General features: G+C 60.7%; 15 protein-coding genes. 13 read left to right on the top strand and 2 right to left on the bottom strand.

What is annotated here, in order from left to right:
* Positions 1-43 precede the first annotated feature (43 nt).
* Genes NKH36_RS24920 through NKH36_RS24900 form a run of 5 tightly spaced genes read left to right on the top strand, consistent with a single transcriptional unit; the run spans position 44 to position 5264 of the window.
* Positions 44-1123: an ABC transporter ATP-binding protein gene (locus NKH36_RS24920; protein ID WP_352958833.1), complete on the top strand. Its 1080-nt coding sequence runs from the start codon at positions 44-46 to the stop codon at positions 1121-1123.
* On the top strand, positions 1120-1959 hold the full coding sequence (locus NKH36_RS24915) for an ABC transporter permease (RefSeq protein WP_352958835.1): 840 nt from the start codon (positions 1120-1122) through the stop codon (positions 1957-1959). The genes NKH36_RS24920 and NKH36_RS24915 overlap by 4 nt, the downstream gene beginning before the upstream one ends.
* A complete protein-coding gene (locus NKH36_RS24910) occupies positions 1911-3074 on the top strand; it encodes a Gfo/Idh/MocA family protein (RefSeq protein WP_352958836.1) in 1164 nt (387 codons plus the stop codon). The genes NKH36_RS24915 and NKH36_RS24910 overlap by 49 nt, the downstream gene beginning before the upstream one ends.
* Positions 3075-3081: 7 nt before the next feature.
* Complete coding sequence (locus NKH36_RS24905; protein ID WP_352958837.1) at positions 3082-4437, top strand: MmgE/PrpD family protein; 1356 nt, start codon at positions 3082-3084, stop codon at positions 4435-4437.
* Positions 4434-5264: an ABC transporter permease gene (locus NKH36_RS24900; protein ID WP_352958839.1), complete on the top strand. Its 831-nt coding sequence runs from the start codon at positions 4434-4436 to the stop codon at positions 5262-5264. The genes NKH36_RS24905 and NKH36_RS24900 overlap by 4 nt, the downstream gene beginning before the upstream one ends.
* A 70-nt stretch (positions 5265-5334) precedes the next feature.
* On the opposite strand, the gene NKH36_RS24895 is transcribed toward NKH36_RS24900, so the two are convergent.
* Both NKH36_RS24895 and NKH36_RS24890 read right to left on the bottom strand, forming a co-directional pair.
* A complete protein-coding gene (locus NKH36_RS24895) occupies positions 5335-6081 on the bottom strand; it encodes an IclR family transcriptional regulator (RefSeq protein ID WP_352958840.1) in 747 nt (248 codons plus the stop codon).
* A gap of 150 nt (positions 6082-6231) precedes the next feature.
* Complete coding sequence (locus tag NKH36_RS24890; protein ID WP_352958842.1) at positions 6232-7587, bottom strand: MmgE/PrpD family protein; 1356 nt, start codon at positions 7585-7587, stop codon at positions 6232-6234.
* A 123-nt stretch (positions 7588-7710) separates the two neighbouring features.
* Here NKH36_RS24890 and NKH36_RS24885 point away from each other — a divergent pair, with 123 nt between their 5' ends.
* The 8 genes from NKH36_RS24885 to NKH36_RS24850 all read left to right on the top strand — a co-directional run bounded on the left by NKH36_RS24885 (position 7711) and on the right by NKH36_RS24850 (position 15838).
* On the top strand, positions 7711-8010 hold the full coding sequence (locus NKH36_RS24885) for a (2Fe-2S)-binding protein (RefSeq protein WP_352958843.1): 300 nt from the start codon (positions 7711-7713) through the stop codon (positions 8008-8010).
* On the top strand, positions 8003-9382 hold the full coding sequence (locus NKH36_RS24880; protein ID WP_352958845.1) for an FAD/NAD(P)-dependent oxidoreductase: 1380 nt from the start codon (positions 8003-8005) through the stop codon (positions 9380-9382). The genes NKH36_RS24885 and NKH36_RS24880 overlap by 8 nt, the downstream gene beginning before the upstream one ends.
* Entirely contained in the window at positions 9379-10656 is a 1278-nt protein-coding gene (locus NKH36_RS24875) for an NAD(P)/FAD-dependent oxidoreductase (RefSeq protein ID WP_352958847.1), read from the top strand. The genes NKH36_RS24880 and NKH36_RS24875 overlap by 4 nt, the downstream gene beginning before the upstream one ends.
* A 4-nt stretch (positions 10657-10660) precedes the next feature.
* Positions 10661-11797 carry a M24 family metallopeptidase gene (locus NKH36_RS24870; protein ID WP_352958849.1) on the top strand — a complete coding sequence of 379 codons (1137 nt, stop codon included), beginning with the start codon at positions 10661-10663 and terminating at the stop codon, positions 11795-11797.
* A gap of 41 nt (positions 11798-11838) precedes the next feature.
* Positions 11839-12948, top strand: a complete 1110-nt coding sequence (locus NKH36_RS24865; RefSeq protein WP_352958850.1) for an extracellular solute-binding protein — start codon at positions 11839-11841, stop codon at positions 12946-12948.
* Between the two features lie 75 nt (positions 12949-13023).
* The gene (locus tag NKH36_RS24860; protein WP_352958851.1) at positions 13024-14115 is read left to right on the top strand and encodes an ABC transporter ATP-binding protein; all 1092 of its coding nucleotides are present in this window, start codon (positions 13024-13026) and stop codon (positions 14113-14115) included.
* Positions 14116-14189: 74 nt separating this feature from the next.
* On the top strand, positions 14190-15005 hold the full coding sequence (locus tag NKH36_RS24855) for an ABC transporter permease (RefSeq protein ID WP_352958853.1): 816 nt from the start codon (positions 14190-14192) through the stop codon (positions 15003-15005).
* A complete protein-coding gene (locus NKH36_RS24850; RefSeq protein WP_352958855.1) occupies positions 15002-15838 on the top strand; it encodes an ABC transporter permease in 837 nt (278 codons plus the stop codon). The genes NKH36_RS24855 and NKH36_RS24850 overlap by 4 nt, the downstream gene beginning before the upstream one ends.

Genomic DNA, 15838 nt, shown 5'->3' with positions numbered 1-15838 from the left:
TCGCAACTGCGCACAGCGCGCTATCGCTCCCGGAAAGGTGCCAATGGACCAAGATCAAGTCGGTGCCGCCATATCCATCAAAGGGATATGCAAGCGTTTCGAAGACAAAGAGGTGCTTCGCGGCATCGACTTGGAAATCCCAAACGGCGCATATGCGACGCTGCTCGGCCCTAGCGGCTCAGGCAAGACGACACTTCTCAGGATCATTGCCGGTTTTGGCGCGCCCGACAAAGGAAGTGTTAGCATCTCGGGGGTCGACGTCACCATGCGCCGTGCCCGCGAGCGCGAGCTCGGTATGGTGTTCCAGAATTACGCGCTATTTCCACACCTGACCGCGAGGGAAAACATTGAGTATCCTTTGCGGGTGAGAAAGCTCAGCAAGACCGCGCGCAAAAGCCTCGCGGATGAGTATCTCGAGCGAGTCCAGCTGACGAACTGGGCGAACAGCTATCCTCATACACTCTCCGGCGGCCAGCAGCAGCGGGTGGCGCTTGCGCGCGGTCTCGTCTGCCGGCCGAAGGTCTTGCTGTTGGACGAGCCTTTGGGAGCACTCGACAAGCATCTAAGAAACGACATGCAGGAATTTCTCAGGCAACTGCAGCACGATGTAGGGATCACCTTCATCCATGTTACCCACGATCAAAGCGAAGCACTCGCCCTGTCCACGACTGTCGTGGTTTTGAGAGACGGCCGGCTTGAGCAGGTTGGGAGCCCCGAGGAGCTTTATCTTCATCCCAGGACCAGCTTCGTGGCCGGGTTCATGGGAGACAGCAATCTCGTCTCCGCGCTCGTCATCGACCGAAGTGATCAATCCTTGGGCGTAGCGCTTTCAAACGGCACTGAGTGCTTACTGCCAAATTCAAACGCGAAATGGCCAGACTCCAGCCACGATGTCCGACTTGTGCTTCGACCGGGAGATGCCGAGTTCGGCGATGGAACGTCCGCTCATCATGTGGTGGTGAGCGGGACCATCCAAAAAACGACATTCATGGGAACACATTACGAGGTCGTTTTGGTAACTGAGCTCGGCGCTCTGACTGCCCATTGTAGGACAAATCACATCCCGGGAGGGCATGCGACCGCAGCGTGGCCGCTGGACAAAATCGCAGTCGTGCCGGCATGACCGCTCCGATCGTGTCGCCGAAGGCCCTGAACTTCATCGCCGTCAGCCCGGGATTGCTGCTCATCCTGGCTCTGTTCGTGCTCCCACTTGGCGTGATGGCCCTGCGCAGTGTTACTGACCCCCAGTTCGGGTTTGGCAATTACGAGACGCTCCTGACCTCTTCCACCTATCTTCGTGTTGCCTGGCGGACGATATGGATATCATTCATTGCAACGGGGCTTTGTGCGATCGTCGGGACGCCCGTTGCGTATAGTCTCGCACACTCGGATCGGAAGCTGCTCAATGGGTTTACCCTGGCTGTCCTGGTCTTGTCGTTTCTCACGAGTTCGCTAATCCGCACTTTTGCATGGATGGTGATCTTCGGCGCCCAAGGTCCGTTGGCCAGAGTTCTCGGTATTCTTGGAGCGCCGGGATACACGCTGCTCGCGACGCCGACAGCCGTTCTCGTCGGCATGGTACACTTCCTGCTGCCGATCTACATCCTGACGGCATTTTCTGGCCTCAGAAAAGTCCCGCATCACTTGTTGGGCGCTGCCGAGGGCCTCGGCGCGTCGCACTGGTTCGCACTCAGGACAGTGTATCTCCCGCTAGCCCTTCCAGCGATCGTTAACGGGGCGTCGGTGGTATTCATCATCGGCGTTGGCTTCTTCATCACGCCGGCCCTGCTTGGAGGACCTCGGCAGACCATGCTTGCCCAGCTGATTGCGCGTAGCGTCACGCAGTTCGGCGACTTTGGTTTTGCTTCGGCCGGTGGAATGGTCCTTCTTCTGATAACCATCGGGTGTTTGTGGGCGATCAGAAGTTTGGCCATGCCGAAGACGGGCAGAACGACATGACCGCGTGGGCTGGACCAAGAGACGCCAATGCCCCGATTCGGGTCGGCATCGCCGGCGCGGGACTATGGGCCGAACGCGCGCACGTTCCTTCGCTCTCCAGGCTGGCTGACGTCAGGATCGTCGGTATCGCCGACCCGGATCTTGCCCGCGCGAAGTTTCTCGCAGCGAGAGCTTCGGACTGTGCCGTCCATCACGATGTGGAGACGATGCTGTCGGCCGGTCTTGACGCAATCGTCATAGCAACTCCGGAGGACACACATTACACGGTGGCGAAAGCAGCACTCCAGGCAGGCATCCACGTGCTCTGCGAAAAGCCTATGTCACGAACCGTCGGAGAAGCGCGTGAACTGGCCGAAATCGCCAGCAAGGCGCAGGTCGTGACCAAGCTCGGATTTGTGCTTCGATACAGTCCTGCGATGCGGCAACTCAAGACGCTTCTGCAGAATGGCTACGTTGGCACGGTCCACAGCTTTGTATTCTTCAACAATAGCCCCCAGTTTTTTGACAAAGCCGAGCCCTTTCATTGGGTGATGGACGCGGAGCGTACGGGAGGAGGCGCCTTTGTGGAATATGGCTGCCACGGACTCGATCTGGGCCGATGGTTGGTCGGCGAAATGTCCGAAGTCTGCGCGAACGCCGTGCGGATGGTTGACGAACGGCCCGATCCGGCCACGGGCGCGTTGCGGACGGTCACGGTTGACGACACCTGTTCCTGGCTTGTGAAGTTCGCGGGAGGTGCAGAAGGTCAGTTCCATGTGAGTTGGAGTTCGTTGGTAAATTTCGGCTTTCAGGTCGCAGTGATCGGCGACATGGGCGTTCTTGGCTGGCGGATGACCAGGAACTGGCCGTTCGCCGAGGTTCTCGGCAACAACGACCAGGCAAGCGATTTCAAACCGTTCGACATCTCAGAGAAATACCTGCGTGGAATCGAATGGGCGACAACTTGGCGAGAATGCTTTGCTGGATGTCTGGCTCGGCGATTTGTCGACGAGATACGCGGGATCGCGAGCCCGGAAGGGCCTGACTTCAGCGACGGCCTGCGAAATCAGATCGCAATCGAAGCGATAGCCCGATCACTCAAGGATCGATGCTGGGCGTCGATTGACGACAAGTGAGGTGGGAATGTCTTTCGTAGCCGAAACCCTCGCCCAGTACATACGAGCATTCACGATCTCCGACATGTTCCCCTCGACGCGATACAAAATCAGCGATTTGGCAATTGATCTTGTGGGTGCAGCCGCGGCCGGCTTCCCAAGCGACCCCGCTCGGGCGACGAGGGCCGTAGCCGGAGATATTTTCCAGGCTGGGCAATCCAGCGTGTGGTTCACGGACAGACGCCTGACGTCGTGCGCGGCTGGATTCGCCAACAGTGCCGCCGCCAGTGCAATGGACGTCGACGACGGCCATCGAGAAGCCATCGGGCATCCGGGTGCCCCGATCATCTCTGCGGTGCTTGCCGAGGGCGAGTCGTTGAGTTCCGGCGAGGAGCGTTTGGCGTGCGCCATCGCAATTGGGTACGAAATCGGTATCAGGATAGCAGCAGCTCAGGCCAATCGGATCGACAGGCACGAATATGCGACCGGCCGATGGGCTTCGATCGCCGTTGCGGCCAGCGTCGGATTTCTCCGAGGACTGGACGAAGTGGCGCTCGCGCAGTCCCTGGCGATCGCGGGAACTCATCGCGCGTGCCAGATTCCAAGCGGCGCCAGTCGACAACTTGGCCAAGTGAAGGAAGGTATCGCCTGGAGTACGCTGAATGGTTTTCTCGCGGTCAGCCTCGCCGAGCAAGGCGTCACGGCTTCGCTGGATATATTCGACATTCCGGCGCTTTTCGATGTGCAGGCAATTACAGCCGGTCTTGGCACAGGCCTCAAGGTCGATGCCGCCTACACCAAACCCTATTCGTGCTGCCGGTGGATCCATGCAGCTATCGACGCACTCCTCATCCTGATGGACGCCAACCAAGTTGCAGCGGAAGATGTTGAAGCGGTTATCGTGCATACCATTGGCCCTGCTGCGCGTTTGAACAACAAAACAAGCCCCTCATCGCATTTCGAGGCGCAATTCAGCGTCCCCTACTGTCTCGCGGTCGCGGCGCTCGAAGGCGCAGGATCGCTCCTTGCCCCTGACATGGGCGACATGAACGACCGAAGGCGGATCGTGTTCGCTCAAAAGGTTCGAGTGAAAATCGACCCTGTCCTCGACGGATTATTCCCGGGAAGAACGGCTGCCCGTGTTGAACTCGTCACTCGTCACCAAACGATCGAACAGCAAGTCGACTTTCCGAAAGGCGACGCGATGAATCCCATGAAGCGCATCGAAATCGTCGAGAAGTTCCGCACGCTTGCCCGATACGGATTGGATCGAGAGACGGCAGAGCGCGTCTGTAGTTCTGTCGCATCCGATGGCAACGTCACGCTATCCGCGATCCTAAAGATTGCAGCGTCCTCAAGTAGCACAGAGGTGGTGGCACGATGAGTCCTTTGGATCGAAATTCCAATCGTGGTTTCTTGCTGGACGTCTGGATCTATGTCGTCCTGCTCTTTCTCGTGCTTCCCCTGCCGATTATCGGAATCATGTCGCTGTCGTCCGGGAAATTTCTGTCGTTCCCGCCGCAGGCATTCTCGCTGTTTTGGTATGGAGAGACTCTTGGCAGCACAGCCTGGGTACAGGCAGCCATAACCTCGGTTCAAGTTGCTGTCCTTGCGGTTTTGATCGCACTCCCCTGCGCTGTCAGCCTGGCAGTTGCATCTTATCGGCTCCCCGAGAAAGCGCGGCGCGTCGTCAATTTCCTCACCGTGGGCCCGTTGATCATTCCGCTCATCGTGTTTGCCATTGCGCTGTTTTTCGTCTTCGCCAAGCTTGGCCTTGTGGGAACCAAGTTAGGTATCGCGTTGGGGCATGCAATTTTGATAATGCCGTTTATCTACGTCACAGTGTCGACTGCGTTGGAGTATTTCGACGATGGTTTGATCGATGCCGCCGAAACGCTGGGCGCGTCGAGGATTTATGCGTGGCGTACCGTACTGCTTCCCTTCATCGCCCCTGCGATTATCCTCGGAGCGGTACTTTCGTTTATGACCTCATTTGATGAAGCAGTGGTCGCGATTTTCGTCGGGCAAGGCTCAACGCTGACCCTGCCAAGCTTGATGTGGAGATCCCTCAATGTGGAACTTACACCAGGCGTTGCAGCTGTTGCCACGATGGTCACATTGGCAGGGGTCGTGATACAGGGCACAGTTCTCTTGATCGTCTGGCCCCAATTCAAGAAACGGCGATCTAAATCTTCACAACTGAATGGTTGAGAGCATCGCTGCGGAACCGGTTCGCGCCCAGCACAATGTCTGGGCCGAAACTTGCCGTCGTCGGCAGACGTCAACCGGCGATTGACACGTCATGCGGATTTATTGTCCGTTCGATTTCAGCGATTTCCCGCCGCAGTATCTTGACCAAGTCGTCAAGACGGCCCTTTCGCAACCGAGCGCTTGTCATGTTGATAGCAATCGATCCGGCAACTTCACCGCTGGTGATGACTATGGGAACAGCGACCGCCGAAATTCCTTCGACAAGATGACCATCATCCACTGCAAAGCGTCGTTGCCGAATCTCAACGAGCTCACGCTTGATCGCATCGACAGTGAGGCCGTTATAGCGCGCGAATTGCTGGGCGTTTGCCTCGAGTATGATTTCGGCTTCCTTACTCGGCAGCATCGCCAGGATAGCCTGGCTTGCGGGGCCAACGCCGAGTGGTATTTGCCCACCCACCTGACCGGTCAGGCTGTCAATTCGGTAGCCTCCATCCTGGCGGTCGACACAGACCGTATTGAACCCGTTGCGAGCCATCAGGAAAACCGTGTCGCCGGTCTCGACAGCAATGCGCATCAATGCCGGATGGCAGACGCGCCGCATGCCGGTCGTGTCGGCTGCCCTGGCTCCCAGCGCGAACAGCGCCAGACCAAGCCGGTAGCGCTTGGTTGCGTCGTCCCGCTCGACATAACGATGCCGCTCCAGGCCGACAATGATGCGATGCGCCGTCGACATATTGAGGTCGAAGGTCTCGGCAATTTCAGAGACGCGCGCCCCGTTCCGACCGACATCGCCCAGATGGTTCAGGATCGCCACGGCTCGGTCGAGCAGTTGCGTGCCGGTCGCCTTGTCTTCCGGGTCTTTCACGGCGGGTTCCGCTCCTTGGCCAGTTGGAGACCTTTTCGTGGTCGTGCACCGAATTACACGAGTGATCGGTAGGAAGCCAGTTGTGCGGCTCGGTGCAAGCTATGCGTCCTTCGCCTGCCGCGATCCCCGCACCAGCGGCATTTCCAATGCGGCCAGCAGGCTTTCGAGGCGGCCCTGCTTCATGTCCTCGAACGCGGTCAGAAAGCGGTCGCGGCAATGTTCGTCCAGCCGTCGGTCGGCCACAGTGCGGAATTTGGTCTGTAGCGCCGTCCAGTCCATCGGGTTTGTCGGCTCGCCAAGGGGCGCCGCCACTTCCCTGACCATCGAACTGTCCCTGGTGGTGATGCGCACGCGTGCCGGAACCGATTGCGGAAACATCGCGTCGAATGACGGATCGACACGCAGCCTTACGTCCCTTGCCAGAGCAAGCGTCTCGGGATCAGCGATCTGCGGCGGCTCGACCTCGACCAGAGCCCCGGCGCCTTTGGTCAGCGCCATGGCGACGCAGAAAGGTACGCTGTACTGCGCGGATTCGACCGTACGCGGCGCGACTTCGTTGTTGAGCCGCAATGCCCAGGAGAAGGTGTCAATCTCGATGGTCTCTATGTTCTGTGCCGCTATGCCGTGTTGGGATTGAAGCCACAGCACTGCATCGATGGCCGAATGTGCCCAGCGGCAGCACCCATACGGCTTAAAGTAGATGCCGTTGATCGCCCAGTTGGACCCGAGGCCGTCGACAAGTTGGTTGCGGTTGAACAATGATTCGTTGTCGAGCAGGTCGACCGGGCCGGTGGAGCCCGCCGCAGCGAGTTCGACAGCAACCAGGGCGGTCGCGGTCGCCCAGGGGATACCCTCCTTGATGTGGTTGCCCATCACCTTCGAATAGGCGATTGCCGAGAGATTGGGTGCCGTGGTGCCGGCGATGGCGATGGCTTGTTCTATCGCCTGCGTATCGAGCCCGCGCAGCCATGCCGCTGCGGCGGCGGCGCCGTATCCTACCCATGGACCCGAGACCAAGGTCGTCAGCGATGCGAAATCCCTGGACGACCCGACGCGTACGGCAATTTCGTAACCAAGCACGATGGCGGTCAAGATCCTCTCGGGCGCGCAGCGATGGGTGGCTGCCGTCGCCAGGACCGCTGGGATGATCGAGGCGCCGGGATGGCCGGCCGCGGCACGGTGCCCGTCATCCATATCGAGGATAGAGGCGCTGGTTGAATTGACGAACGCAGCCCCGGGGGCGCTCATGCGGCGGTCGGAGAACCAGACCGCCGCATCGCCTTCCTTCCAGACCGCCGATGCCGCCTTATGAGCGGCGATCGTGCCTTCCGCATCGGCTCCGGCGACTGCCGCGGTGACCAGGTCCAGAACGGCCGCCTTGGCCTTTTCGATCGGCTCCGGTTCGATGTCCCCAATGCCAGACAGGAACTGCGCGAAATCCCCTACGATGGTCATCAACCTGCTGCCTCTTGCATAAAAGCCCGGCGCATTGCCGGATAAGATGTATCACTATATGAAAAAAACGCATTGTAAATGTCATAATATGGAATATAGTGATTGGGCAATCGGAGGTGAGATGTGGCTGACAGCGGGGCTCAATTGGTACGGATTGCCGGTGCCGAACGGCCGCCAGTTCGCTGCCGGGTCAACGGCCAGGCTATTTCGGCGCTGGCTGGCGATACCGTGCTGACGGTCGTGCTTACCCAGGCACCGCGCCTCAGGAAATTCGAGTTCGGAGATGGCTATCGCGCCGGCTTCTGCCTGATGGGGGCCTGCCAGGATTGCTGGGTGGAAGTGAACAATCGACGTGTTCGCGCCTGCTCGACGCTGGTCGCCGATAATATGGACATCTCGACGGAGATCGGCGCCCGTGCTTAAGATCGTGATTGTCGGGGCCGGTCCGGCCGGCGTGCGGGCAGCCGAGCGGCTGGTGAGGGCAGGGCATCGTCCCGTGGTCATCGACGAAAACGTCGCTGCCGGTGGCCAGATCTACCGCAGGCCGCCTGCCGAACTGCACCGGGATCCCAAAGACCTCTATGGTTTCGAGGCAGAGCGCGCTTGCAAGCTGCATCGTACATTCGACGAACTCGCCGGATCGATCGATTATCGGCCGAGTACCTCGGTCTGGTCCGCCGAGGGCAGGCGGCTGGATGTGATCGACCGCGATGGTGCCAGTCATTTGCTCTGGGACCGCCTGATCCTGGCAACCGGGGCGATGGACCGCGTCATACCGATACCGGGTTGGGACATGCCCGGCGTCTTCACGCTTGGTGGGGCCCAGGTATCGATGAAGTACCAGGCCTGCGCCATCGGCGCGCGGCCCGTCTTCTTGGGAACAGGCCCGCTGCTCTATCTTATCGCCTACCAGTACATGAAGGCTGGGGTCGACGTTGCCGCCGTGCTCGACACAGCGCCGCTTTCCGGCAAGGTTCGTGCCGCACCGACAATGATGGCGGGTGGTACGGCTTTGCTCAAGGGTCTGTACTACGTGGCGCGCCTGGTCGCGGCCGGTGTTACAATCAGGTCGGGTATCACCCCTGTCGCCATCGACGCCAGTAGCGGACAACGGGTCGGCGTGGTCCGCTATACGACAGGCGAGGGCAAGATAACTACGATAGCTTGCGACGCCGTCGGGATGGGCTTCGGCTTGCGATCGGAAACGCAGCTGGCGGATCTGCTGGACGTGCAGTTCGACTTCGATCCGTCGCTGCGCCAGTGGCTCCCTGCCGTCGACGCTTGGGGCCGGTCAAGCGTGGAAGGTATCTACCTGGCGGGAGACGGAATGCAGCTTGCGGGGGCTCAGGCGGCGGAACTGTCGGGGGCGAGGGCTGCCGAAGCCGTGCTGCATGATATCGGTCAATACGATGCCAGGCGTATAGTAAGGTCGCTCAATCGTCGTATCGACCGCTGGCTTCGCTTTCGCGATGCGATGGCGTCGCGCGCTTTCCCGTTTCCCCATCAGCTGGCGCAGCAGTGTGACGACAGCCTGATGATCTGCCGCTGCGAGGGCATCGCCGCCGGAGCGATGCGCGAGGCAGTTCGAGGGCAAGGGCAAGCGGAGATAAACCGAGTCAAGGCTTTCACCCGTGTCGGCATGGGGCGCTGTCAGGGCCGGGTCTGCCAAACGGCCGCTGCCGAGATCACCGCCTCGGCAGCCGGCCTCGATATTTCAATGGTGTCGCGGCTGCGCGGTCAGGCGCCGATAAAACCGCTGCCGATGGCCGTTTTCCGTGAGGAGGCCGCCCAATGACCTCCTATGACGTGGCAATCATCGGTGGCGGCATTGTCGGCTCATCGGCCGCACTTCACCTTGCGCTGCGCGGCAGCCGCGTCCTCCTCCTGGAACGTGGACGCATCGGCAGCCAAGCGAGCGGTGTCAACTATGGTGGTGTCAGGCGCCAGGGCCGCCACGTCGCCGAATTGCCAATCGCGGTTCGCAGTCGCAAAATCTGGGAACGACTGCCGGAGTTGCTGGGGACCGATTGCGAATTCGCCGTCTCAGGCCATTTGAAATTGGCTGTAACCGAAGCGCAGATGGCCGAACTGCAGGTCTATGCGCGGGACACTATCGAGTTCGGGCTCGACCTCGAACTGATCGGAAAGCAGGAGATACGCCGGCGCTATCCCTATCTGGGCGAGAATGTCGTCGGCGGTTCGTTTTGCCCTGGCGATGGCCACGCCAATCCAAGGCTGGTGGCGCCGGCCTTTGCCCGCGCCGCCGCTAAAGCCGGAGCTGAGGCAGTGGAGGCTGCCGAAGTCGTTCAACTCGCCGCTGACGGCAAGAGTTTCGATCTCCGCCTCGCCGATGGCCGCAGCTTTCGCGCCGCTCGCCTCATCAATGCGGCAGGGGCGTGGGGATCGAAGATTGCCGAGACGTTTGGCGAAAGTATTCCTGAAGATGTCATGGCTCCAAACATGGCGGTGACCGAGCCACTGCCCTACTTCATCGTTCCCAACATCGGCGTCTGCGGCGGCGGCATCTACCTTCGCCAGATCCCGCGCGGCAACGTCATCTTCGGCGCCGGGGAGGGCCGTGCCGACCGGGACACGATTCGCGCCCGGCCCTTGCCCGAGGTAACCGCCGAGGCGGCACGGCTGGCGTTGGCGCTGGTTCCACGTCTTTCGTCGGCCCACATCATCCGCACCTGGTCCGGAATCGAGGGACGCATGCCCGATGGAATCCCGGTGATCGGTCCTTCCACGTCGACGCCGGGTCTCTACCATGCGTTTGGTTTTTGCGGTCATGGCTTCCAACTCGGCCCGGCCGTCGGGGCCATTCTTGCTGACCTTGCGCTGGATGGCGAAACGACGACGCCGATCGATCCGTTCTCGGTGGCGCGTTTCGTAAAAGCAGAAAATTCCTTGAACACGGCCGTCCGATTCCAGGCGGAAAGCGGCGGTCGACGCGGTCTTCACGGTTCGCGCGGCGCGGCCGAACACCTCCCTCGGTCCACCCCCGGATCCGTGAAGGCCGCCTACCTCGATTCGTTCTTGCGCCACTTGCACATCACATACAGAGGCTGAGCAGATGACTGGTAACCGCCAGGCTTTCACGACTGAAGAATTTCGCAGACGCGTAGCGCGCGTGCAGAAGGCGATGTCCGATCAGGGTATCGACGTCCTGTTGCTGCACGCGCCCGAAAATATCTACTACCTGACCGGGCATCAGACTTCCGGCTATTTCGCCTACCAGACCGTCATCCTCGGCCAGGATGGCGATCCGCAGTTGCTGCTCAGATTTCTGGAGAAAGGCAATGTCGACGAGTATTCCTGGCTGGACGATGCAGCCACGTGGAAAGAAGGCGACGATCAGGTCGAGAAGACCCTGGCTATCGTGCGCTCGTTCAACTGCACAGGTAAAAGCGTGGGTCTGGAAAAGCGTTGCTGGTTCCTGACCTCGGCCTACGCGGATGCCATCACGGCGGGGCTCGGCGACGCCACCATCGTCGATGCTAGCCTGCTCGTCGACCGGGTCCGGGTGCTCAAGTCGCCTGCCGAGGTCGGTTATATCCGGCGGGCCGCACAGATCGCTGAGATCGAGCAGCAGGTCGCCTTCGCCACCATCTGCGACGGGGCGACGGAAGCGCAAGTGGCGGCTGCTGTGTTTGCGGCAGGCGTCAATGCCGGCTGCGAGTACACCGGGCTGCCACACCACATCATGTCGGGCTACCGCTACAATGTCTGCCACGCGAACTGGTCGCCGAAGATCATCCGTCGCGGCGAGCTGGTGATGTTCGAGTTTTATGGCTGCCTTGAGCGCTATCACGCCACCCAGATGCGCACCGTCGCCATCGGCGAAGCGTCTGACGCGGTTAAGAAGGCCGCCGATATCGTCATCGCGGCGCAGGACGCGGGCATCGCAGCAATGAAGCCGGGAGCCTCGGCCCGCGAGATCGACGCGCTGGTGCGCCAGCCGATCCGCAAGATCCGCCCCGAATATTACAATCGTACAGGGTATTCGACCGGAATCGGCTTCCCGCCAAAGACCGCGGAGTGGGAAGCACTCGATTTCAACGAGCAGGAAGACTGGGAATTGAAGGAAGGCATGGCCTTGCACATGCTGGCGCTCGCCTGCGGCTTCGGCATCAGCGAGACGGTCGTCGTTACGCACAATGGGGTTGAGCGCCTAACAGGCTCGAATAGGCGTGAACTGCTGATCAAGTGATCGGCCAACAATGGGCTGAGCCAACAATGGGAGCTATTCAAATGTCAGACAAATCTCTATTCGATACGTTTCTAAGGCGCCGGACATTCCTGGCAGGGACGGCCGCCGCGGCGGCGGCGACTGTTTTGCCTTCGCCTTTCGTGCGAAAGGCAGCGGCCCAAGAATTCGCCGGCAAGGAAATCCGTGTGCTAACGTGGTCGGACGCGACGGGCCAGGCGGCAGTCAAGAACATCTTGAAGACTTTCGAGGCGAAGACAGGGGCGCGGGTCGTCGCCGATCTTACCGGCACCACGTCGGACATGATCGCCAAGATCAGGGCGTCTGCCGCCAGGCCGCAATATGACGTGGTCATCCTGTCGGGCTTCGGCGCCAATTCGCTGGCCGATGCCGGCATGCTCGAACAACCGGACACCGCTGCGATACCCAATCTGGCGCGAGTGCTTCCAGAATACCAGACGGGCGCCAAGGGGCATGGCGTCGGCTACTATCTGTGGAGCGACGGGCTGGTGTTCAACACCAAGACCTACCCCGAGGCGCCAAAATCCTACGACGTGATCTGGAATGCCGGCAACGAAGGCAAGATCTTCCTGCCGCCGGCCGACAATCTTTATGCCCTTGAACTCATCATTGTCGCAGCCAAGGCAGCAGGCGGCGACGCGCAGAACCCCGATGCCGGCTTCGAAATCCTCAAGAAGCTGAAGGGAAAGTACCTGACGGTCACGTCCAACGCCAATCAGATCGGCGACCTGTTCCGCACCGGTGCGCTGAATGCCGGCGGCGTCTACTCGCCGCTGGAACTCTCGCCGTTCATCCCCAAGCCGGAATTCAATGTCAGCGGCACTTACGATCTCGCTGAAGGGTTCTTCGTCGACCTGCAATACATGGTCGTGCCGAAAGGCCATCCGGGCGACGTTGCAGTAATCAACGCCCTGCTCAATCACGCCCTCGACGCCGAGGTTCAGGGCAAGATGGCCGAGGAGGTCTGGTACGGGCCGATCAACCAGGATGCCAAGCTTTCCGACGCGGCCAAGTCGAGCTCGTTCATTCCCTCGCCTCAGGTCGTCAAGGAACGCGCCAACAAGGTCGATGCAGCCTATCTGGCATCTGTCCGCGATGACTGGATCCAGCGCTATACCGACGCTGTAATGTAGTCTTCAATCAGAGCTGGACCGGCCTGCCGGCCGGCCCAGCTGGCGCATTCGTAGCTGTTGTTCAGTCGAGGCAAAATGCAAGCAACACAGTCTGTCCTGGAGGTCCGCAACCTTTCGCGCACATTCGCGCGGGGCTTGGTCAAAGCCGTCGACAATGTCGACCTGGATGTCCAGGCGGGAGAGATCGTCTCCATCCTCGGGCCGTCAGGGTGCGGCAAGACGACGATGATGCGGATGATCGCCGGCCTGGAGACGCCAACTTCCGGCGAGATCCGCATCCTTGGCAAGGACGTCGTCGGCAAGCCGCCCTACAAGCGCAATGTCGGGCTGGTGTTTCAGTCACTGGCCATTTTTCCGCACATGAGCGTGCAACAGAACATTGCCTTCGGTCTACGCATGCAGGGTCTGGCGGCCAATGTCATCGAAGCCAAGGTCAGGACTGCGCTCGACCTGGTGCAACTGCCTCCCCAAACATTCGCGACGCGTCGTCCGGGCGAGCTCAGCGGCGGGCAATTGCAGCGCGTGGCGCTGGCCCGCACGCTGGTGACCGAGCCGGCACTGGTGCTTTTCGACGAACCGATGGCTGCCCTCGACCGGCGGTTGCGCGACTATATGGCTGTCGAACTGCGAGCGATCCAGAAAAAGCTGGGCATCGCCGCGATCTACGTGACGCACGACCAGGAAACGGCCTCCGCCATGTCGGACCGGGTTGTCATCCTCAACGCCGGCAAGGTGATTCAGGTCGGTTCGCCTGCCGCGATCTACGACATGCCGAACTCCCGATTCGTCGCCGAATTTCTCGGCGACACCAATGTTCTTCGCATCGAGCGCCTTGTCGATAGTGATAAAGGCGCGTTGCTAGCGTTGACCGAGGGTGGTGCGAAGATTCGATATTCTGCGGCGCAGGGGCCGGTGAGCGAGGGGATGTATGCGATCTTTCGTCCCGAACAGACCCTGGTGCACGCGTCCGATCCGGGCGCTGGCGCTTTGCATGGGACAATCGCCTCAACGCAGTTCCGCAGCGGGCTCTACCGCTGGCAGATCGCGCTTGGGCATAGCAATACGATCATCGCGCAATCGACCGAAAATCGCTTAGGCCAATGCGCTGTCGGCGATCCCGCATGGGTCGGCGTCGATCCCAACAAGGTCAGGTTTGTCCGCCAATGACGCCGACTGCGATCGACACTTAGAAACCCGCCAAGCAGGAAACCCAGGTCGCGGTTCGAAAGCCGCCCGCCTGGTTGCTGCTGCTGCCGGCAGGATTGCTGATCGGGCTGCTTTTGGTCTGCAGCTTTACCGTCGTCCGCATGAGCCTTGGCGAGCGCAATGCCGAATGGAGCACATGGTCACTGCATGCCTATGCGCAACTCGCGACGGCGCGCAACATCGGCATCATTCTAGACACGATCTGGATGGCCCTGCTCAGCGCCGCCATTACAACGATCGTCGCTTTTCCGATTGCACTGTTCATGACCAGAACCGCCTCGGCCCTGGCGCGCCGTGTCGTCCTGATATGCATCCTTCTACCGATGATCGTCAGCCTGCTGGTGCAGAGCTTCGGCTGGATGGCCATCCTCGGTCCCAACGGCCTGCTGAACCAGGCGGTCACCGCTATCACCGGTATCGAACAGCCTCTGTCGCTGTTGTTTAACCGCACCGGGGTGTTGCTCGGCCTCGTCCAGACCACGGTGCCGCTGGCCGTGCTGCCGATTGCCGCGGCGCTACGGGGGATCCCGTTGTCGCTGGAGGAAGCGGCGAACGTGCTCGGTGCAAATCGCCTGAGGACCTACCGACACGTGATCCTGCCGCTGGTCTGGCCAGGCATTGCGGCGGGTGCGATCCTCGTCTTCGGGTTCAACACTGGTGCATTCGTGGTGCCGCTGCTGCTGGGCGGCCTCAAGGTGACCACCATCGCCGTGGTGATCCGCGACCAGATGGGCTCGCTGTTCAACTGGCCGCTTGGTGCTGCCCTGTCGGTCGTTCTCGTGCTGTTGGCGCTTGGCGTCCAGTCGCTCAACCGCCTGGTGATTCGCACCGGGGTGGAGGCGGAGCGATGAGCGACCATTTTGCCGCCGGCCGCTCCGGCTTCGAGTGGCGGCTGATCAAGGGGCTCTCCATCGTGCTCATCGCGCTGTTCCTTGCGCCGATCTGCATGGTCCTGTTCGTCTCGTTCACCGCCGGAACGACTCTGCAGTTTCCGCCGCCCGGCCTGTCGCTTCGTTGGTACCAGGATGTCTGGGCGATGCTCGCAGGTCCCGATGCCAGCATCGTCAGGCTGCGTGAATCGCTGCTGGTCAGCCTGGAGATCGCGGCGTTGACCGCGTTGGTCTGCGTGGCGGTCGGTGTGCCGGCTTCCTATGCGCTGGTGCGCTTCCGCTTCTGGGGCAGGGGTCTGGTCGAGGAACTGCTTGGATTGCCGGTGGTGTTTCCGGCGGTGGTGCTTGGCATCGCTTTGCTCGTACTGGTCAGCGCCAGCGGGATCGATTTCGGTATTTTCCAGATCGTCGCGGCGCATTCGATCATCGGCCTGCCGTTTCTGATGCGCAATTGCCTGGCCGCCATGCGCGGCATCGATTCAATGCTGGAGGAAGCGGCAAAGACACTCGGCGCCTCGGCGCCGCGGGCCTTCTTCGAGATCGTGTTGCCGCTGGCCAGCGGCGGCATCGCGTCGGGCGCGATCCTGGTCTTCATCCTGTCGTTCAACGAATTCACGCTGAGCTACTTCCTCTACACGGTGGACGTCTTTCCCTTGTCCATCTGGCTGTTCCAGCAGGCCAACACGTCGTTCAGCCCGGCCGTCTTCGCGGTGTCGTCGCTGATCGTCGTCATCAATGTCGCTGCCGTCCTGATCGTAGACGCAGTGATCGGAAACCGGGGATCGGCGGTTTAA

This window comes from Mesorhizobium sp. M1312 (assembly GCF_040318115.1).
Classification (GTDB): domain Bacteria; phylum Pseudomonadota; class Alphaproteobacteria; order Rhizobiales; family Rhizobiaceae; genus Mesorhizobium.
This window is presented reverse-complemented; position numbering and strand designations above follow the sequence as displayed.

Excerpts from the sequence above, each read along its gene's own strand:
- NKH36_RS24920 (WP_352958833.1), top strand. The coding sequence starts at position 44 with ATGGACCAAGATCAAGTCGGTGCCGCCATATCCATCAAAGGGATATGC.
- NKH36_RS24915 (WP_352958835.1), top strand. The coding sequence starts at position 1,120 with ATGACCGCTCCGATCGTGTCGCCGAAGGCCCTGAACTTCATCGCCGTC.
- NKH36_RS24905 (WP_352958837.1), top strand. The coding sequence starts at position 3,082 with ATGTCTTTCGTAGCCGAAACCCTCGCCCAGTACATACGAGCATTCACG.
- NKH36_RS24900 (WP_352958839.1), top strand. The coding sequence starts at position 4,434 with ATGAGTCCTTTGGATCGAAATTCCAATCGTGGTTTCTTGCTGGACGTC.
- NKH36_RS24890 (WP_352958842.1), bottom strand. The coding sequence starts at position 7,587 with ATGACCATCGTAGGGGATTTCGCGCAGTTCCTGTCTGGCATTGGGGAC.
- NKH36_RS24875 (WP_352958847.1), top strand. The coding sequence starts at position 9,379 with ATGACCTCCTATGACGTGGCAATCATCGGTGGCGGCATTGTCGGCTCA.
- NKH36_RS24870 (WP_352958849.1), top strand. The coding sequence starts at position 10,661 with ATGACTGGTAACCGCCAGGCTTTCACGACTGAAGAATTTCGCAGACGC.
- NKH36_RS24865 (WP_352958850.1), top strand. The coding sequence starts at position 11,839 with ATGTCAGACAAATCTCTATTCGATACGTTTCTAAGGCGCCGGACATTC.
- NKH36_RS24860 (WP_352958851.1), top strand. The coding sequence starts at position 13,024 with ATGCAAGCAACACAGTCTGTCCTGGAGGTCCGCAACCTTTCGCGCACA.
- NKH36_RS24850 (WP_352958855.1), top strand. The coding sequence starts at position 15,002 with ATGAGCGACCATTTTGCCGCCGGCCGCTCCGGCTTCGAGTGGCGGCTG.